Here is a 13630-nt window from a genome sequence, read left to right on the forward strand (position 1 = left end):
TTTTGGACAAGATGGAGAAGCAAACTCCCCATGTTCGTCCGACCGACTTTTCTTTTACTCAGCAAGCTACCGAGCCGAGTTTTGAGCGATTGGAAGTGAGGGAACTTAACCATCCTGCACTCCTGCGCTATCTGAGCGAGCGAAAGATTAATCTGCACATTGCCCAAAAGGAATGTGCGGAACTCCACTTCTCGCATAACTATAAAAAATACTTTGCCATCGGCTTCAAGAACAAGTCGGGTGGCTATGAGGTGCGTAACCGATTCTTCAAGGGGTGCATGTCACCCAAGGATATCACCCATATCCGACATCAAGGCGAGCCAAGATACGCTTGCTATGTTTTCGAGGGCATGATGGATTATCTTTCTTTTCTCTCGTTACGCTTGGAGAAGTTTCCTGCTTGTCCGTCATTGGACGCACAGGACTATGTGATACTCAACTCCACAAGCAACGTGGACAAGGCTATTGATGCACTCCATGGCTACGAGCGCATCAGTTGTCTGCTCGACAACGATGACGCAGGGCGTAAGGCTACACTTGCCATCGAGACTGCTCTCGGCTACCGTGTGAGGGACGCATCCCACTTGTACAGTGAATACAACGACTTGAACGACTATCTGTGCGGAGTGAAATCCAAACAGTCAGTACACCAAGTACAGCCTGTTAAGCAGACTGTTCCACCTCGCAGGAAAGGCGCAGCCTTGGGCATGTAGGCGGTTCCTGCTCCAATGGCTATTCTGAACGGAAAAGCCATAGCTCAATAGGGCGTTTTCTTGACGCAGTGGCACGCCACCGCTAAAAACGCCCATTGAGCAAAGGGGTATCCCCTTTTGAAACCCCGTGAGCCATGCGCAGGGCGCAATGCGGCAAGCGGATTTGTACAACTCAAAAACAAGTTTATTATGGGACATTTCAGTTTGGATTTCAAGAAGGCAAAGGGCAGCTCTGACGCAAGGGAGTCAGACCACATAGAGCGCAAGGTGATACCAGACAATGCCGACCCAACAAGGACTCACCTCAACCGTGAGCTTGTCAAGATGCCGAGCGGTGTGTATGGTCGTGACGAAGCCATCGCCCACCGCATCAAGACGGCAGGCATCAAGCGCAAGATAACCAACGACCAGGTGAGGGTGATTAGAACCGTGCTGTCTGGAACGCACGAGGACATGATGAACATCGCAGCCAATGGTCAGCTTGACGATTGGTGCAACGACAGCTTGAAGTGGTTGCAGGACACATTCGGCAAGGAGAATGTCGTTTCGGTGGTTCTCCACATGGACGAGCACACGCCGCACCTCCACGCCTCCATCGTTCCGATAGTGACAGGCGAGCGGAGAAAGGCGAAGAACAAGACAGCGGAAGAAGGCAAGCGGACATACCGCAAGAAAGCCAATGCCGTGAGGTTGTGTGCCGATGATGTGCTCAACCGTGACAAAATGGTTGGCTATCACGACAGCTATGCGGAAGCCATGGGCAAGTATGGCTTGAAGCGAGGTGTCCGTGGATCGGATGCGAGGCATACCACCACGGCACAGTATTATCGTAACATCAAGCGAGAGACGGAGAGACTTCAAAACTGCATGAAACTGTTGCAATCCGATGTGGAGGAAGCGGAGCGACTGCTCAAACAGACCAAGAGTGAAATCAACACGGAGAAGCTACAGGCTGCCAAGACGGAAGCAAAGGCTGCCTTTGTGTCGAAGATTGGTTCTCTTTTGGGCAGTGGAAAATTGAAGGAGGTGGAGCAACACAACCGAAAGTTGTGCGAGCTTGTGACTGACCGAGAGCAATACATTGACGAACTCCATGAGAAGGTGCAGCAAATGGAGGACAGTCACAGCAAACAGCTTGACGAGATGCAACAGATACACCAAGCAGAGGTCGTAGATTTGAAGAGCAAGCACGCAACAGAAGTTTCTTTGCTCAATGACATCGTCCGCAAAGCCAAGCATTGGTTCCCGATGTTGGAGGCACGCTTGCAAATGGAAGACCTGTGCAGGAGTGTTGGCTTTACCGTTGAACAAATTGGGGCGCTTCTTACAGGAAAGGCACTCAACTTTAGCGGTTCACTCTATTCCGAGGAGCACAGAAGAAAGTTCAATGTAGTGAATGCAGAAATTAAGGTATTCTCTGATTCTACCAAGCCGAACCAACTATTTTTGTATATAAATAGACAAACTATGGTTGAATGGTTTAAGGAACAGTGGAATAATATAAGGTTAAAAACACAGCGTCGTTTCAAACTTTAATATACTTTTTGCAAGAACAAAGAAGGCAGCTTACTTTTTTGGGTAAACCGCCTCTTTGTTGTTGCTTTTACAATTGATATGTTAGAGATAGCATAACATTTCCAGAATGTTGTTTGTATCTAACATAGGATGTGTAAGTTGGTGTAACATTTTGTTTTAACCAATTGATTCCGTTAAGGTGAAAGATATTCGTGCCAGAAAGTTTGCATGTGAATTTCTTGATTTTATAGGAAATGGAAAAATCAATATCTCGCAATATCTTACTTCCGCTTGTATTCTCTATCTTGTTCCACTTGCCGGTAACAAAACTGGCGAACTTGTTCTTCGCAAATATGAGCTTTGCAGTTCCACCAAATTCCTTGTCACTAGAATCAATGTTTAAGTCGGTGACTTTGTTTGTCAACTTGTTGTACAAGCCATCAACCTCAACATTGAAAGGAATCTTAAAGCGTGAGACGAAACCTAAGTCTGTCTTTAAGTTCCCTATCAACATTTTACACGGAATGAAATTGTATGCAATTTCGTTTCGATTCCATAAAAATGTTGTGGTCAGTTTGGCATCAATAGGCAAGTTGCCCAATCCTTTGTTGGCATATAAAGTTGCATTTACGGTTTCCTTTTTTCCTCCATCCATATAATTTTGGCTGTGTAATAAACCGTCATTCTGATAGTTCAGCATTTCGGTGTTATCAGCCTTCTCATAAGTCAAATACATAAATATAATTGTTCTGCTATACAAACTATACAACTTATAAGCAATATTCATGTTCAGGGCGTTGTTGCCCAACCTTGAATATGAGGAAGCATCTGTGACCTCATCGTAGCTATTGATGACAGAAAGTCTCGAAAGTGCTTCAATATCGGTTGGCACATATTTGTAACTCAGTCCAAATGCAACTGAGTGTTGCTGACTGAAACGTAATTCTGTTGCAAAGGATGGCTCCCACTTGATTACAGACTTTGTCGCTAGTCCATTAATGTTTGTATTATTCCCATAATCAGAAAATCTAACGCCTGCATCAAACCTAAAGAGACCTTTGTTCTTCATGAGCCCCCCATAAATCCCGAAATTGTGACTGTTCAAATGTTCGCTATCTACATTTTGGTCTATCCATGAATCGTAGTTCTGAGTGGACAACTCCCATTTCAAGTTGATTTTATGGGAAATAGGAAATACATATCCTACAGCACCTGCCACATTCAGCTTCTTCAAACCTCTATCTATATAGTAAGAACCATCAGCCTGTGTATATTCGATAGGCAATTCGTAAGAGGAAAGAATGTCCAAGTTTCTGTCTGACTTAGAAAAAGCGAAATCTACACTTCCATAAAGCAAGCCTTTGCCTATCAACGAATTTAAGCTGACCTGCTGTAAAGCATTAAATCCTTTGTTTTTGTCATTGTCTGTATTTCTATCGGAATTATTGTTGTAATAATCCATGATAGACATACTGTTTCTCATATCGCTATATGCCAACTTCGTTTGGAAACGCAAGCTTGTGTATTGATTGACATCCCATTTTTGGCTGAGGTTAAATGAACTGAAGCTGCCTCTTTTCTTGCCATTCTCTTCTGTTGACTTACGTATGTTTTCCTGCGCCATCTTTATATGTTGTTCCGTTGACAATGCAGACTTTGCATCCATTTCATTGTGGATTACACCTATTGTGGCCTTGTAGTGTGAAGACGGTTTCAATGTTAAATTGACATTGCCAATACCTGAAGTCCTTTTGTATTCGTCATTACTTGGCATCAAGACATTTCTTTCTGCACTGGAAAGGCTCAATTGCGCAAATCCATTGGTTGTTTTGACTCCTGTAAGACCGCCATTGGCATTGAGATAGTCCATTATAGAGAATACAGCCTCATTGGTGTTGTTCGCATTTGCTATAATGGATGCAGATACTTTATTGCCCATCTTTAAAGCTGAGTTCTTGCTGTCAAACTTGTTCTTCATACCGCCTCCTTCTGTAAAGTTGCCTGCCCATTTGTTATGGAAGTCCTTATTTATAAGGTTTAATGCTGTCGTCTCTTTTGAATTAAAAGAGTTGCCGACATTTCCATCATTATAGTTACTAAGCAACTCCACACCAGAAGCAAAGTCGGCGGACAAAGTTTTTAGTGCATGTCCTCCTGTAGAAAGCACATCTTCGCCATTGACCAAGAACTTATCTATTTTTTTTCCTTGGTAGGAAACATTTCCCGATTCATCGACTGTCATTCCAGGCAACTTTTTAATGACATCGCTCATGTTCTGTTCACTTCCGTTTTTAAACACATCTGGACTAAATTCAATTGTGTCATTCTTTATTTTCGCCCCTAAGTTTCTACCTTTTATTGTTACCTCAGACAATGTGTAGCTGTCGTCTTTCATCATTAAGTGTAATGGGGTTGCCGGCACTTCTTTATAATGTACTCTCAGTGTAGTATATCCGACACATCTTGCTGTCAACCAAAATGAGGACAAAGCCTTGTTGGATTGGATAGTGAACGAACCATCGTCTTTTGATATTGCATACGAAACGATGGAATGTGCCGCACTATCTTGTGAACATGTAACAGTACAAAAGGGTATGGCTGTATTTTGTGCATCAACAACCATACCCGATATATTCTGTGCTATAGAAAATCTACATATGCAGATTAGCATACATAACAGTAAACTTCTTAAACGTCCCATACATCCTTATGTTTTATCCTATAAAACTATGACATTGTCATTGCCGCTTTCCTTCAACTCTTCAATCTTTTTCTTCTGTAACTTTTCAAAAGCAGGTTTTTGCATTATTTTTCCTCTTGGTAACTCTATCTTGACTTGCCCTTTTATAGGCAAAATACTTTCTGCCTCATAAATTTCGCTTGATGTCGTCAAGCGGAGTATTGCCCCTGGCAGCCCTATATATCCACAAGGTCCTACGGGGGATGGTATTTCTTGACAGAACCATGCTACTACAGAACGATTTTTCTTATATACGGCCTTTGTACATTTCTTTCCTAAAACTTCTATAGTCTCATCAAAATACAAATCCCATTCATTTTTTAATGAATCAGAAAAAACGACAAATGCCTTATCTACAATGCTTTTTATACTTATTTCCTTATTATCTGTTGTATTTGTATAGTATGAGCCACTTCCTTCAAGTTTGATAACATTGTTATCTATGCCTGTGGTTGAAAATGCACATTCGTTGCCATTAGTAAATAAAGTATAAGTTTTATGCTGATTGGACAATTGATTTATAATCATTTGTCTTTTACTTAAATCACTCATACTATAGACCTCCTTCGGAATTTGCATCACCATATTATAATGTATGGATAATCCTATCTTTTGTGCAGAGACTAATAGACAAGAGACTAAGCACGAAAGCGTGAATAATATAATCCTTTTCATATTTGTACAGAATAGAAAGAAAATATTAAAGAGTAGGCACTCCAATTAAAAAGAGTGCCTACTCATGTAATATGCAGTCGTTGTTGATTAGCAATAGACTACGACATTAGAGAACAATAATGACTGTTCCATCTTTGGTAATAATAACGACAGGACCATTTGATGGAGTTGCTTGGAACGTTGTTGTTGCCTTAATGTTGTTTACTACTGGTGAAGATACTTCAGCCGCACTTGCTTGACTTGGCATGCATATAGCACCTAATGCCAAAGCTATAGAAAACAAAAACTTTTTCATGTTTTCTCCTTTTTAAATGTTATACATGTTGCGGAGGTATAAACCTCTTTGTTTTCGATTGCAAAAGTACAAAAAAAAATGATTGATAGAACTTTTTGATGGTTATTTTTAAACAGAATTAAACTTATTGACGGTAAAATTAAATCTGATTAAACATTATGCTGCTATTTTGTAAGGAAACTGTACTTTTTGTAACATGTCTTTCGGTTTGATGTTTTTTTGGGAATTAAAGATCTTAGATTCATTATTTTTTTGTATTTTTGCAGCCGAAAAGAGTTGTTAGGCAGCAAACGTATGCAGATAGCAGAATTTAGGACTGTTGCCAAATCATTACCTCTATTGAGGTGAAAGACTCATAAATAGCTCATTTTAAGCTATTCGGCAGTTTTTAGCGTAATTTTTTCATAAAATACCTAATCTTTGGTATTTCTATATCGCATTTTTTTAGTACTTTTGCAGCCAAAATATAGCAAATACAAAATTAAAAGAGAGATTAATAGAAAATGAAGAAACAGACTCAGGCCATTCATGTGGCATACGAACGCAGAGACGCTTATGATTCGCTGAGCGTTCCGGTATATAATACGCTGGCTTACGAATTTGACAACGCAGCCATCATGTCGGATGCCTTTACTGACAAGATCAAGGCTCCGGACTATTCGCGTGTGGAGAATCCTACGGTTACCAACCTGGAACGCCGCATCGAGGCACTGACTGGGGCACAGCATGTTACAGCCTTCAATTCGGGTATGGCTGCTATCAGCAATACGCTGATGGCGCTTGCTGCACAGGGCAAGAACATCGTCAGCTCCAAGCATCTCTTCGGCAATACCTATGCATTGCTGGTTGCCACCTTGCGCCGTTTCGGAGTGAAGGTCCGATTGCGCGATTTGACTAATATAGAAGAGGTACGCGAGGCAATTGATGAGGATACCTGCTGCGTGTTTCTGGAAATCATTACCAATCCGCAGCTGGAGGTGGCCGACCTGAAGGCACTCTCTCAGGTGGCTCACGAGAAGAATGTGCCCCTGGTGGCTGATACTACCATCATTCCTTTCACCCAGTTCTCGGCTAAGGATCTGGGCGTGGATATCGAGGTGGTATCCAGTTCCAAGTATATCAGTGGCGGTGCCACATCGCTTGGCGGTGTGGTCATCGATTACGGTACACCATATCATGGCGATTTTGCCAAGCGTCTTTATGGTGAGATGCTTTTCAACTTTGGTGCCTACATGACTCCGCAGGTGGCTTATATGCAGACTATCGGACTGGAGACGCTCGATGCGCGTTATCGCGTGCAGAGCAGCAATGCGCTGGAGCTGGCAAGGAAGCTTCAGTCGCTCCCCCAGATCAAGCGCGTGAATTATGTGGGATTGGAGGATAATCCATTCCATGAGTTGGCAAAGAAGCAGTTTGGCAAGACTGCCGGAGCGATGATCTGCATCGATTTGGAGGACAAGGAGGCGTGTTTCAGTTTCCTGAACCATCTGAAGCTGATTCATCGTGCCACCAATCTCTTCGACAACCGTTCGCTTGCCATCCATCCTGCCAGCACCATCTTTGGCGGTTTCTCGGAGCGTATGCGTCAGAGCATGGATGTATTGGATACAACCGTAAGACTGAGCGTCGGCCTGGAGGATGTTGACGATCTGTTTGAGGATATCAAGCAGGCGTTGGGGTAAGTGAAAAGCAGAGAAAGTGAAGAGTGAAAAGTGAAGAACGAAGAATTCAATAGCTGATGCTAATCATAAAGTTCCAAGTTCAAAGCTCAAAGTTCAAAGTAAAAAGAGTTCAAAGTATGAAGTACGATTTTGATAAAATAATTGACCGTTCGGGTAGCGGCGACCTCAAGCACGAGGCGCTGCAGCCACGCTGGGGAAGAACCGATCTGCTGCCTCTCTGGGTAGCGGATATGGACTTCGAGACCCCTGATTTCATCACCGATGCCCTGAAGGCACGTCTGGAACATTCGCTCTTCGGATATACCGTAGAGCCGGAAGACTATCTGCCCAGCATCATCGATTGGGTGAAGGCTCATCATCAGTGGGATGTAAAGCGCGAGTGGATTCGCTTTATTCCAGGCATCGTGAAGGGAATAGGACTGGTGGTGAACGTCTTCACCAAGGAAGATGAGAAGGTCATCATCCAGCCACCCGTTTATCATCCTTTCCGGCTTACCCCGCAGGGAAACGGCCGCGAGGTGGTCTTCAATCCGTTGAAGATGCGTGAGGACGGATATTACGAGATGGATTTCGAAAATCTGGAAAAGGTATGTGACGAGAAGTGCAAGGTGCTGATTCTCTGCAATCCTCATAATCCGGGAGGTATTACCTGGAACAAGGAAACCCTGCAGCGACTGGCTGATTTCTGCTATGAGCATCATCTGCTGGTAATCAGCGACGAGATTCATGCAGACATGGCTCTCTTCGGACACAAGCATATTCCTTTTGCATCTGTCAGCGACCATGCGCGCGATATCAGCATCACCTTCCAGGCTCCTTCCAAGACCTTCAACATTGCGGGTATCGTGAGCAGTTATGCCATCATTCCTAGCGAGGAGATACGCAGCAAGTTCTATCCTTGGCTCTCTGCCAACGAACTGGATGAGCCTACGCTCTTTGCTCCTATTGCTACAGTTGCTGCCTTCCGGAAAGGGGAGGAGTGGCGCAGGCAGATGCTGGCGTATATCGAGGATAATATCCGCTTTGTAGAGGATTTCTGCAAGGAGCATATTCCGGCCATCCGTCCGCTCCGTCCGCAGGCTTCGTTCCTGGTATGGCTGAATTGCCGGGATTTGAATCTCTCTCATGACCAGCTTCTGGATCTGTTCGTCGACAAGGCTCATCTTGCCTTGAACGACGGTGAGATGTTTGGTCCCGGTGGCGAAGGCTTCATGCGACTGAATGTGGCAGAGCCTAGAAGCGTGCTGGAGCAGGCGCTTCTGCAGCTGGAAGAAGCTGTGAGGGGATTAGGTTAACTCTTTAAAGTTTAAGGATATATAAAATAATGAAGGGGTGTGTAGATTTGAATATCTGCACACCCCTTTATCGATTTTCTATAGTTTACTTATTAAATGCATAATAGAAGCCATCGTTCATTGCCATACGAACCTGGAAAAGGCCATTCTCGTCGGCTGGCACGTTCATCTTCTCGCCGTTTGGCAGACAAGCCTGGATGCTGCCATCCTCATTAAAGCTGAAGAGTTCACGGATATCGCCATCCTTGCTGTATGACCAGCTCTTTTTCTTCTTGTTGAATACGAAGTATGATTTCTCACCCTCTGGGTCGGTAATCTCATAACCGTTCTTCAATGTCTTGATGGCGTACATACGACCATCCTTACCCATTACGTCCTTGGTCTTGCCGACATTGGCAATCACCTTTTCGCCTGTCCAGAACTCGATAGAGTTGAGTACGAACAAGTCTGCAACAGAACATACTGCGTATGCAGGACTGATAACGATGAAAATTAATTCGTTAACGAACTTGTTGTCAGTAGCACGCTTGTTCCAATCCAAAACGTTGTTGGTAAGGCAGAATGAGCCGATACAAGAACTGAGAGTCATGGCGCCTAAAGAGACTGCGATGACAGCATTAACCGTAAATTTCTTCATAACTTTATGTTTTGAGGTTTAAAAATAAATAGGTCTATACGCTAATATAAGTTAGCATATAAACCTATATACTATATTAAATATGTGTTGTTACTTAGCTGATTCGAATTCGCGCAGGAAGCGAGTATCATTCTCAGAGAAAAGACGCAGGTCGCTTACACGATACTTCAAGTTGGTGATGCGCTCTACACCCATACCGAAGGCATAACCGGTATAGACATTGCTGTCGATGCCGCAAGCCTCGAGGTCGTGAGGGTCTACCATACCGCAACCCAGAATCTCTACCCATCCTGTATGCTTGCAGAAGTTACATCCCTTGCCGCCGCAGATGTTGCATGAGATATCCATCTCAGCGCTAGGCTCTGTGAATGGGAAGTAGCTTGGGCGCAGACGAATCTTTGTATCTGCACCGAACATCTCGCGAGCGAAGGTGAGGAGCACCTGCTTGAGGTCGGTGAAGCTTACGTTCTTGTCAACATAGAGACCTTCTACCTGATGGAAGAAGCAGTGGGCACGGGCGCTGATAGCCTCGTTGCGGTATACGCGGCCAGGGCAGAGAACGCGGATAGGTGGCTCATGAGTCTCCATGTAATGTGCCTCATCGTTGGAGGTATGACTGCGCAGGAGCACATTCTTGGTTACGTCATCATCGTTGCTCTTCTCGATGAAGAAGGTATCCTGCATGTCACGGGCTGGATGATCGGCTGCAAAGTTGAGCATAGTGAACACGTGCTTGTCGTCGTCAACCTCAGGACCCTGATAGAGGGTGAATCCCATACGGCCGAAGATGTCGATAATCTGGTTCTTTACGACAGTCAATGGATGACGTGTACCCAAAGCCACAGGATAAGCTGTACGGGTCAGGTCGATGTCATCGCTGCTTGCGTCAGCCTCTTCCATCTGATCCTTGAGTCCGTTGATCTTGGCAAGGGTAGCTTGCTTCAATTCGTTGATTTTGATACCAACCTCTTTTTTCTGGTCGCCTGGCACATTGCGGAAGTCGGCCATGAGGGCATTGATTTCACCCTTTTTGCTGAGATACTTGATGCGAAGCTGTTCTACTTCTTCTGCGTTCTGAGCAGTCAAAGAATCCACTTCTTTCAAGAGTTCTTCTATTTTTTCTAATAACATATCTTATTAAATTGTCTATTTTGAGTGCAAAGATAATATTTTTTGCTTAAAATATGAAATATCTCAAAAGAAAGTTGTACTTTTGCAATGAAAATTTGAGAAATTTAATAAGTTTATGAAGAAACTATCTTTTATAACAGTAATGTTTGCGGTGCTTACCATCGTTTGTTTTACCTCTTTGGGGTGCAAGGATAAGAAGCCCGCTACTCTTGTTGATTCAGTGGCTGCCGATACGATAGTCGCTGACACGCAGGCTATGGACTCTACCGAAAAGCTCATAGAGGAGACTCCTATGCCTAAGGCTGCAGACGAGTTGTTTGACGACTTCCTGTTCAATTTTGCTGCCAGTCGCAAGCTTCAGAGGCAGCGTGTACACTTCCCGTTGCCTGTCTGTCGTAACGGAAAAGTGATCAAGCAGATAGAAAAACGCCGGTGGAAGATGGAACATTTCTTTATGCGTCAAGATTATTATACGCTGATCTTTGACAACCGGAAGCAGATGAATTTGGTGAAGGATACTACCATCGACCATGTTGTGGTAGAAAAGGTGTTCTATAAGACCAATACCGTTCAGCAGTTCCTCTTCAACCGTATCAACGGTCAGTGGCTGATGACCAGCATCAACTATAAGCCGATGTATGCCAACATGAATGCCAGCTTCCTGAAGTTTTACGGTTCGTTTGCTACCGATTCAGCCTTTCAGGCAGAGCATCTGCATAATCCGGTGAAGTTTACCGGTCCTGATCCTGATGATGATTTCAGTACGATGACGGGCGATATCGAACCGGAGACATGGCCTGCCTTTGCGCCTCAGTTGCCTTCTGGCATGATTTACAACATCATTTACGGTCAGAAATATACTGAGAGCAGCCAGAAGATATTCGTGATTCGTGGCATCGCCAATGGGTTGGAAACGCTGCTTACCTTCAAGAAGATAGGAGGAAAGTGGATGCTGACCAAGCTGGAGATGTAAATATAGTGATTAGTGATTACTGTTTAGTGATTAATTGTTTTTTAGAAATAGCTGGATATGAAGGATATTCGAGACTATAGCCTTTTGGCTCACAATACGTTTGGAATTGATGCCAAGTGCAAGCGATTCCTGGAATACTCATCGGTAGAAGAGGCGCAGCAGATTGTGGCTGGGCTTACTGCTGCCGATCAGCCTCTGCTCATTCTGGGTGGTGGCAGTAACCTCTTGCTCACAGGCGATTACGAGGGTACGGTGATCCATTCTGCCATCAAGGGCATCGAGGTGCTGGATAATGAAACCCAGGCTGCTGCTGAGGGTGAGAATCTGAAAAATCCCGACTTTGTTTTCTTGAACTGCGGCAGTGGTGAGGTGTTTGATGACGTGGTGGCATACGCTGTAGAGCATGGCTATCATGGTGCAGAGAACCTCAGTATCATTCCGGGAGAAGTGGGAGCGAGCGCGGTCCAGAACATCGGAGCCTATGGCGTGGAAGCGAAGGATATTATATATAAGGTGGAAACTGTGGAAATTGCTACTGGAAAATTAGTGGTTTTCGACAACCAGGACTGCCAGTACAGCTATCGTCAGAGCAGGTTCAAGCATGAGTGGAAGGATAGGTATCTTGTTACTCATGTCATCTATCGGCTGAGCAAGCACTTTGTGCCAGACCTGGATTATGGTAACATCCGTACTTCCCTGGCTGCAAAGGGAATAGAAAATCCTACAGCCCAGCAGCTCCGTGATGTCATCATCGAGATCCGCAATGCCAAATTGCCTGACCCGAAGGTGCAGGGCAATGCGGGCAGTTTCTTCATGAATCCTATCGTGGAGAAGGCAAAATATGAGGAGCTGGCTGCACAGTATCCGGGGATGCCTCATTATACGATTGATGCTGGACACGAGAAGATTCCTGCAGGCTGGATGATTGACCAGTGTGGATGGAAGGGCAAGAGTCTGGGACGTGCAGGCGTGCATGACAAGCAGGCGCTGGTACTGGTGAACCGTGGTGGAGCTACGGGGCAGGAAATCGTCAATCTCTGTGAAACAATCCGTAAGGATGTGAAGCTGAAGTTTGGCATTGATATCCATCCGGAGGTGAATGTTAAGTGAAGAGTGAAGAACGAAGAGTGAAGAATTCGTTTGTTTTTCAGGAAATATTTGATTATTAATGAAGATTACTTTATTGGGAACAGGAACATCGAGTGGTGTTCCTGTTTTGGGATGCAATTGTGAGGTTTGCTGCAGCAATAATCCTAAGGATAAGCGCTTTAGAAGTGCTGCGATGATTGAGACGGAGAAAACCCGTATTCTGATAGATGCGGGTCCGGATATAAGGATGCAGTTGCTCAGGGAACCGTTCCGCAAGTTGGATGGTGTGCTGATTACGCATATTCATTACGACCATGTGGGAGGTATAGATGACCTGCGTGGCTTCTGCGTGTTTGGTGATATTCATATTTATGGCGATGAGCTGGTAACCCGTTCCTTGCCGCATACCATGCCTTACTGTTTTCCTAAGGATGTAGAGCAGCTTTATCCGGGAGCGCCGAAGCTCAAGCTCCATACCATAGAGCCTCATCGCTCTTATCAGATTGGCGATATTGAGTTCATGCCTATCCGTATTCTCCATGATAAGATGCCTATCCTGGGCTATCGTTTGGACAAATTTGCCTATATTACGGATATGAAGACGATGGGCGAGGAAGAATATCAGTATCTGGAAGGAGTAGAAACGCTGGTTATCAATGCTCTCCGCTTCGATAAGCCGCATCATAGTCATCAACTGGTAGAGGATGCCATACGGGTTGCCCGTCGGATAGGAGCCCGGAAGACGATTCTCACGCATGTTACTCATCAGATAGGTTTTCATGATGATGCCAATGCGCGCCTGCCTCAGGGCTTCGTCTTTGGTTATGATCAGATGAGCTTTGAAATTTAGATTTCTATTCTAAATATAACTGTCTAAGTTCTAAA

The 13630-nt window shown here is 44.4% G+C and carries 12 protein-coding genes; 7 read left to right on the top strand and 5 right to left on the bottom strand.

Features of this window, described 5'->3' with window-relative positions:
* Nucleotides 1-713: toprim domain-containing protein (locus F7D73_RS06995; protein ID WP_153123402.1), on the top strand; the 713-nt coding region annotated here is incomplete at its 5' end.
* 189 nt (nucleotides 714-902) lie between these two features.
* Complete coding sequence (mobV, locus tag F7D73_RS07000) at nucleotides 903-2249, top strand: MobV family relaxase (RefSeq protein WP_153123404.1); 1347 nt, start codon at nucleotides 903-905, stop codon at nucleotides 2247-2249.
* 67 nt (nucleotides 2250-2316) lie between these two features.
* Here the strand turns inward: mobV and F7D73_RS07005 are convergent, their stop codons facing one another.
* From F7D73_RS07005 to F7D73_RS07015, 3 genes are all read right to left on the bottom strand, one after another.
* Nucleotides 2317-4851 (bottom strand): hypothetical protein, encoded by a 2535-nt coding sequence (locus F7D73_RS07005; RefSeq protein ID WP_194256870.1) that lies wholly within the window; start codon nucleotides 4849-4851, stop codon nucleotides 2317-2319.
* Between the two features lie 96 nt (nucleotides 4852-4947).
* A complete protein-coding gene (locus F7D73_RS07010) occupies nucleotides 4948-5643 on the bottom strand; it encodes a GLPGLI family protein (RefSeq protein ID WP_081579111.1) in 696 nt (231 codons plus the stop codon).
* Between the two features lie 106 nt (nucleotides 5644-5749).
* A complete protein-coding gene (locus tag F7D73_RS07015; RefSeq protein WP_153123408.1) occupies nucleotides 5750-5938 on the bottom strand; it encodes a hypothetical protein in 189 nt (62 codons plus the stop codon).
* Between the two features lie 503 nt (nucleotides 5939-6441).
* Between F7D73_RS07015 and F7D73_RS07020 the strand changes: the two genes are divergently transcribed.
* On the top strand, nucleotides 6442-7620 hold the full coding sequence (locus tag F7D73_RS07020; protein WP_153123410.1) for an aminotransferase class V-fold PLP-dependent enzyme: 1179 nt from the start codon (nucleotides 6442-6444) through the stop codon (nucleotides 7618-7620).
* 116 nt (nucleotides 7621-7736) lie between these two features.
* A complete protein-coding gene (locus F7D73_RS07025; RefSeq protein WP_153123412.1) occupies nucleotides 7737-8915 on the top strand; it encodes a MalY/PatB family protein in 1179 nt (392 codons plus the stop codon).
* 85 nt (nucleotides 8916-9000) lie between these two features.
* Here F7D73_RS07025 and F7D73_RS07030 read toward each other — a convergent pair whose 3' ends face one another.
* Nucleotides 9001-9552 (bottom strand): DUF3332 domain-containing protein, encoded by a 552-nt coding sequence (locus F7D73_RS07030; RefSeq protein ID WP_153123413.1) that lies wholly within the window; start codon nucleotides 9550-9552, stop codon nucleotides 9001-9003.
* 90 nt (nucleotides 9553-9642) lie between these two features.
* Entirely contained in the window at nucleotides 9643-10683 is a 1041-nt protein-coding gene (gene pheS / locus F7D73_RS07035; RefSeq protein WP_153123415.1) for a phenylalanine--tRNA ligase subunit alpha, read from the bottom strand.
* Between the two features lie 115 nt (nucleotides 10684-10798).
* On the opposite strand from pheS, the gene F7D73_RS07040 reads away from it, so the two are divergent.
* The 3 genes from F7D73_RS07040 to F7D73_RS07050 are packed head-to-tail and all read left to right on the top strand — an operon-like array spanning nucleotide 10799 to nucleotide 13595.
* Nucleotides 10799-11656, top strand: a complete 858-nt coding sequence (locus F7D73_RS07040) for a DUF4348 domain-containing protein (protein ID WP_153123417.1) — start codon at nucleotides 10799-10801, stop codon at nucleotides 11654-11656.
* A gap of 57 nt (nucleotides 11657-11713) precedes the next feature.
* On the top strand, nucleotides 11714-12766 hold the full coding sequence (murB, locus tag F7D73_RS07045; RefSeq protein WP_153123419.1) for a UDP-N-acetylmuramate dehydrogenase: 1053 nt from the start codon (nucleotides 11714-11716) through the stop codon (nucleotides 12764-12766).
* A 58-nt stretch (nucleotides 12767-12824) separates the two neighbouring features.
* A complete protein-coding gene (locus F7D73_RS07050) occupies nucleotides 12825-13595 on the top strand; it encodes an MBL fold metallo-hydrolase (protein ID WP_153123421.1) in 771 nt (256 codons plus the stop codon).
* Nucleotides 13596-13630 lie beyond the last annotated feature (35 nt).

It is taken from the genome of Segatella copri (genome assembly GCF_009494395.1).
GTDB lineage: Bacteria > Bacteroidota > Bacteroidia > Bacteroidales > Bacteroidaceae > Prevotella.

Coding starts and splice junctions, on each gene's coding strand:
- mobV (WP_153123404.1), top strand. CDS start 903: ATGGGACATTTCAGTTTGGATTTCAAGAAGGCAAAGGGCAGCTCTGAC.
- F7D73_RS07005 (WP_194256870.1), bottom strand. CDS start 4,851: ATGGTTGTTGATGCACAAAATACAGCCATACCCTTTTGTACTGTTACA.
- F7D73_RS07010 (WP_081579111.1), bottom strand. CDS start 5,643: ATGAAAAGGATTATATTATTCACGCTTTCGTGCTTAGTCTCTTGTCTA.
- F7D73_RS07015 (WP_153123408.1), bottom strand. CDS start 5,938: ATGAAAAAGTTTTTGTTTTCTATAGCTTTGGCATTAGGTGCTATATGC.
- F7D73_RS07020 (WP_153123410.1), top strand. CDS start 6,442: ATGAAGAAACAGACTCAGGCCATTCATGTGGCATACGAACGCAGAGAC.
- F7D73_RS07025 (WP_153123412.1), top strand. CDS start 7,737: ATGAAGTACGATTTTGATAAAATAATTGACCGTTCGGGTAGCGGCGAC.
- F7D73_RS07030 (WP_153123413.1), bottom strand. CDS start 9,552: ATGAAGAAATTTACGGTTAATGCTGTCATCGCAGTCTCTTTAGGCGCC.
- pheS (WP_153123415.1), bottom strand. CDS start 10,683: ATGTTATTAGAAAAAATAGAAGAACTCTTGAAAGAAGTGGATTCTTTG.
- F7D73_RS07040 (WP_153123417.1), top strand. CDS start 10,799: ATGAAGAAACTATCTTTTATAACAGTAATGTTTGCGGTGCTTACCATC.
- murB (WP_153123419.1), top strand. CDS start 11,714: ATGAAGGATATTCGAGACTATAGCCTTTTGGCTCACAATACGTTTGGA.
- F7D73_RS07050 (WP_153123421.1), top strand. CDS start 12,825: ATGAAGATTACTTTATTGGGAACAGGAACATCGAGTGGTGTTCCTGTT.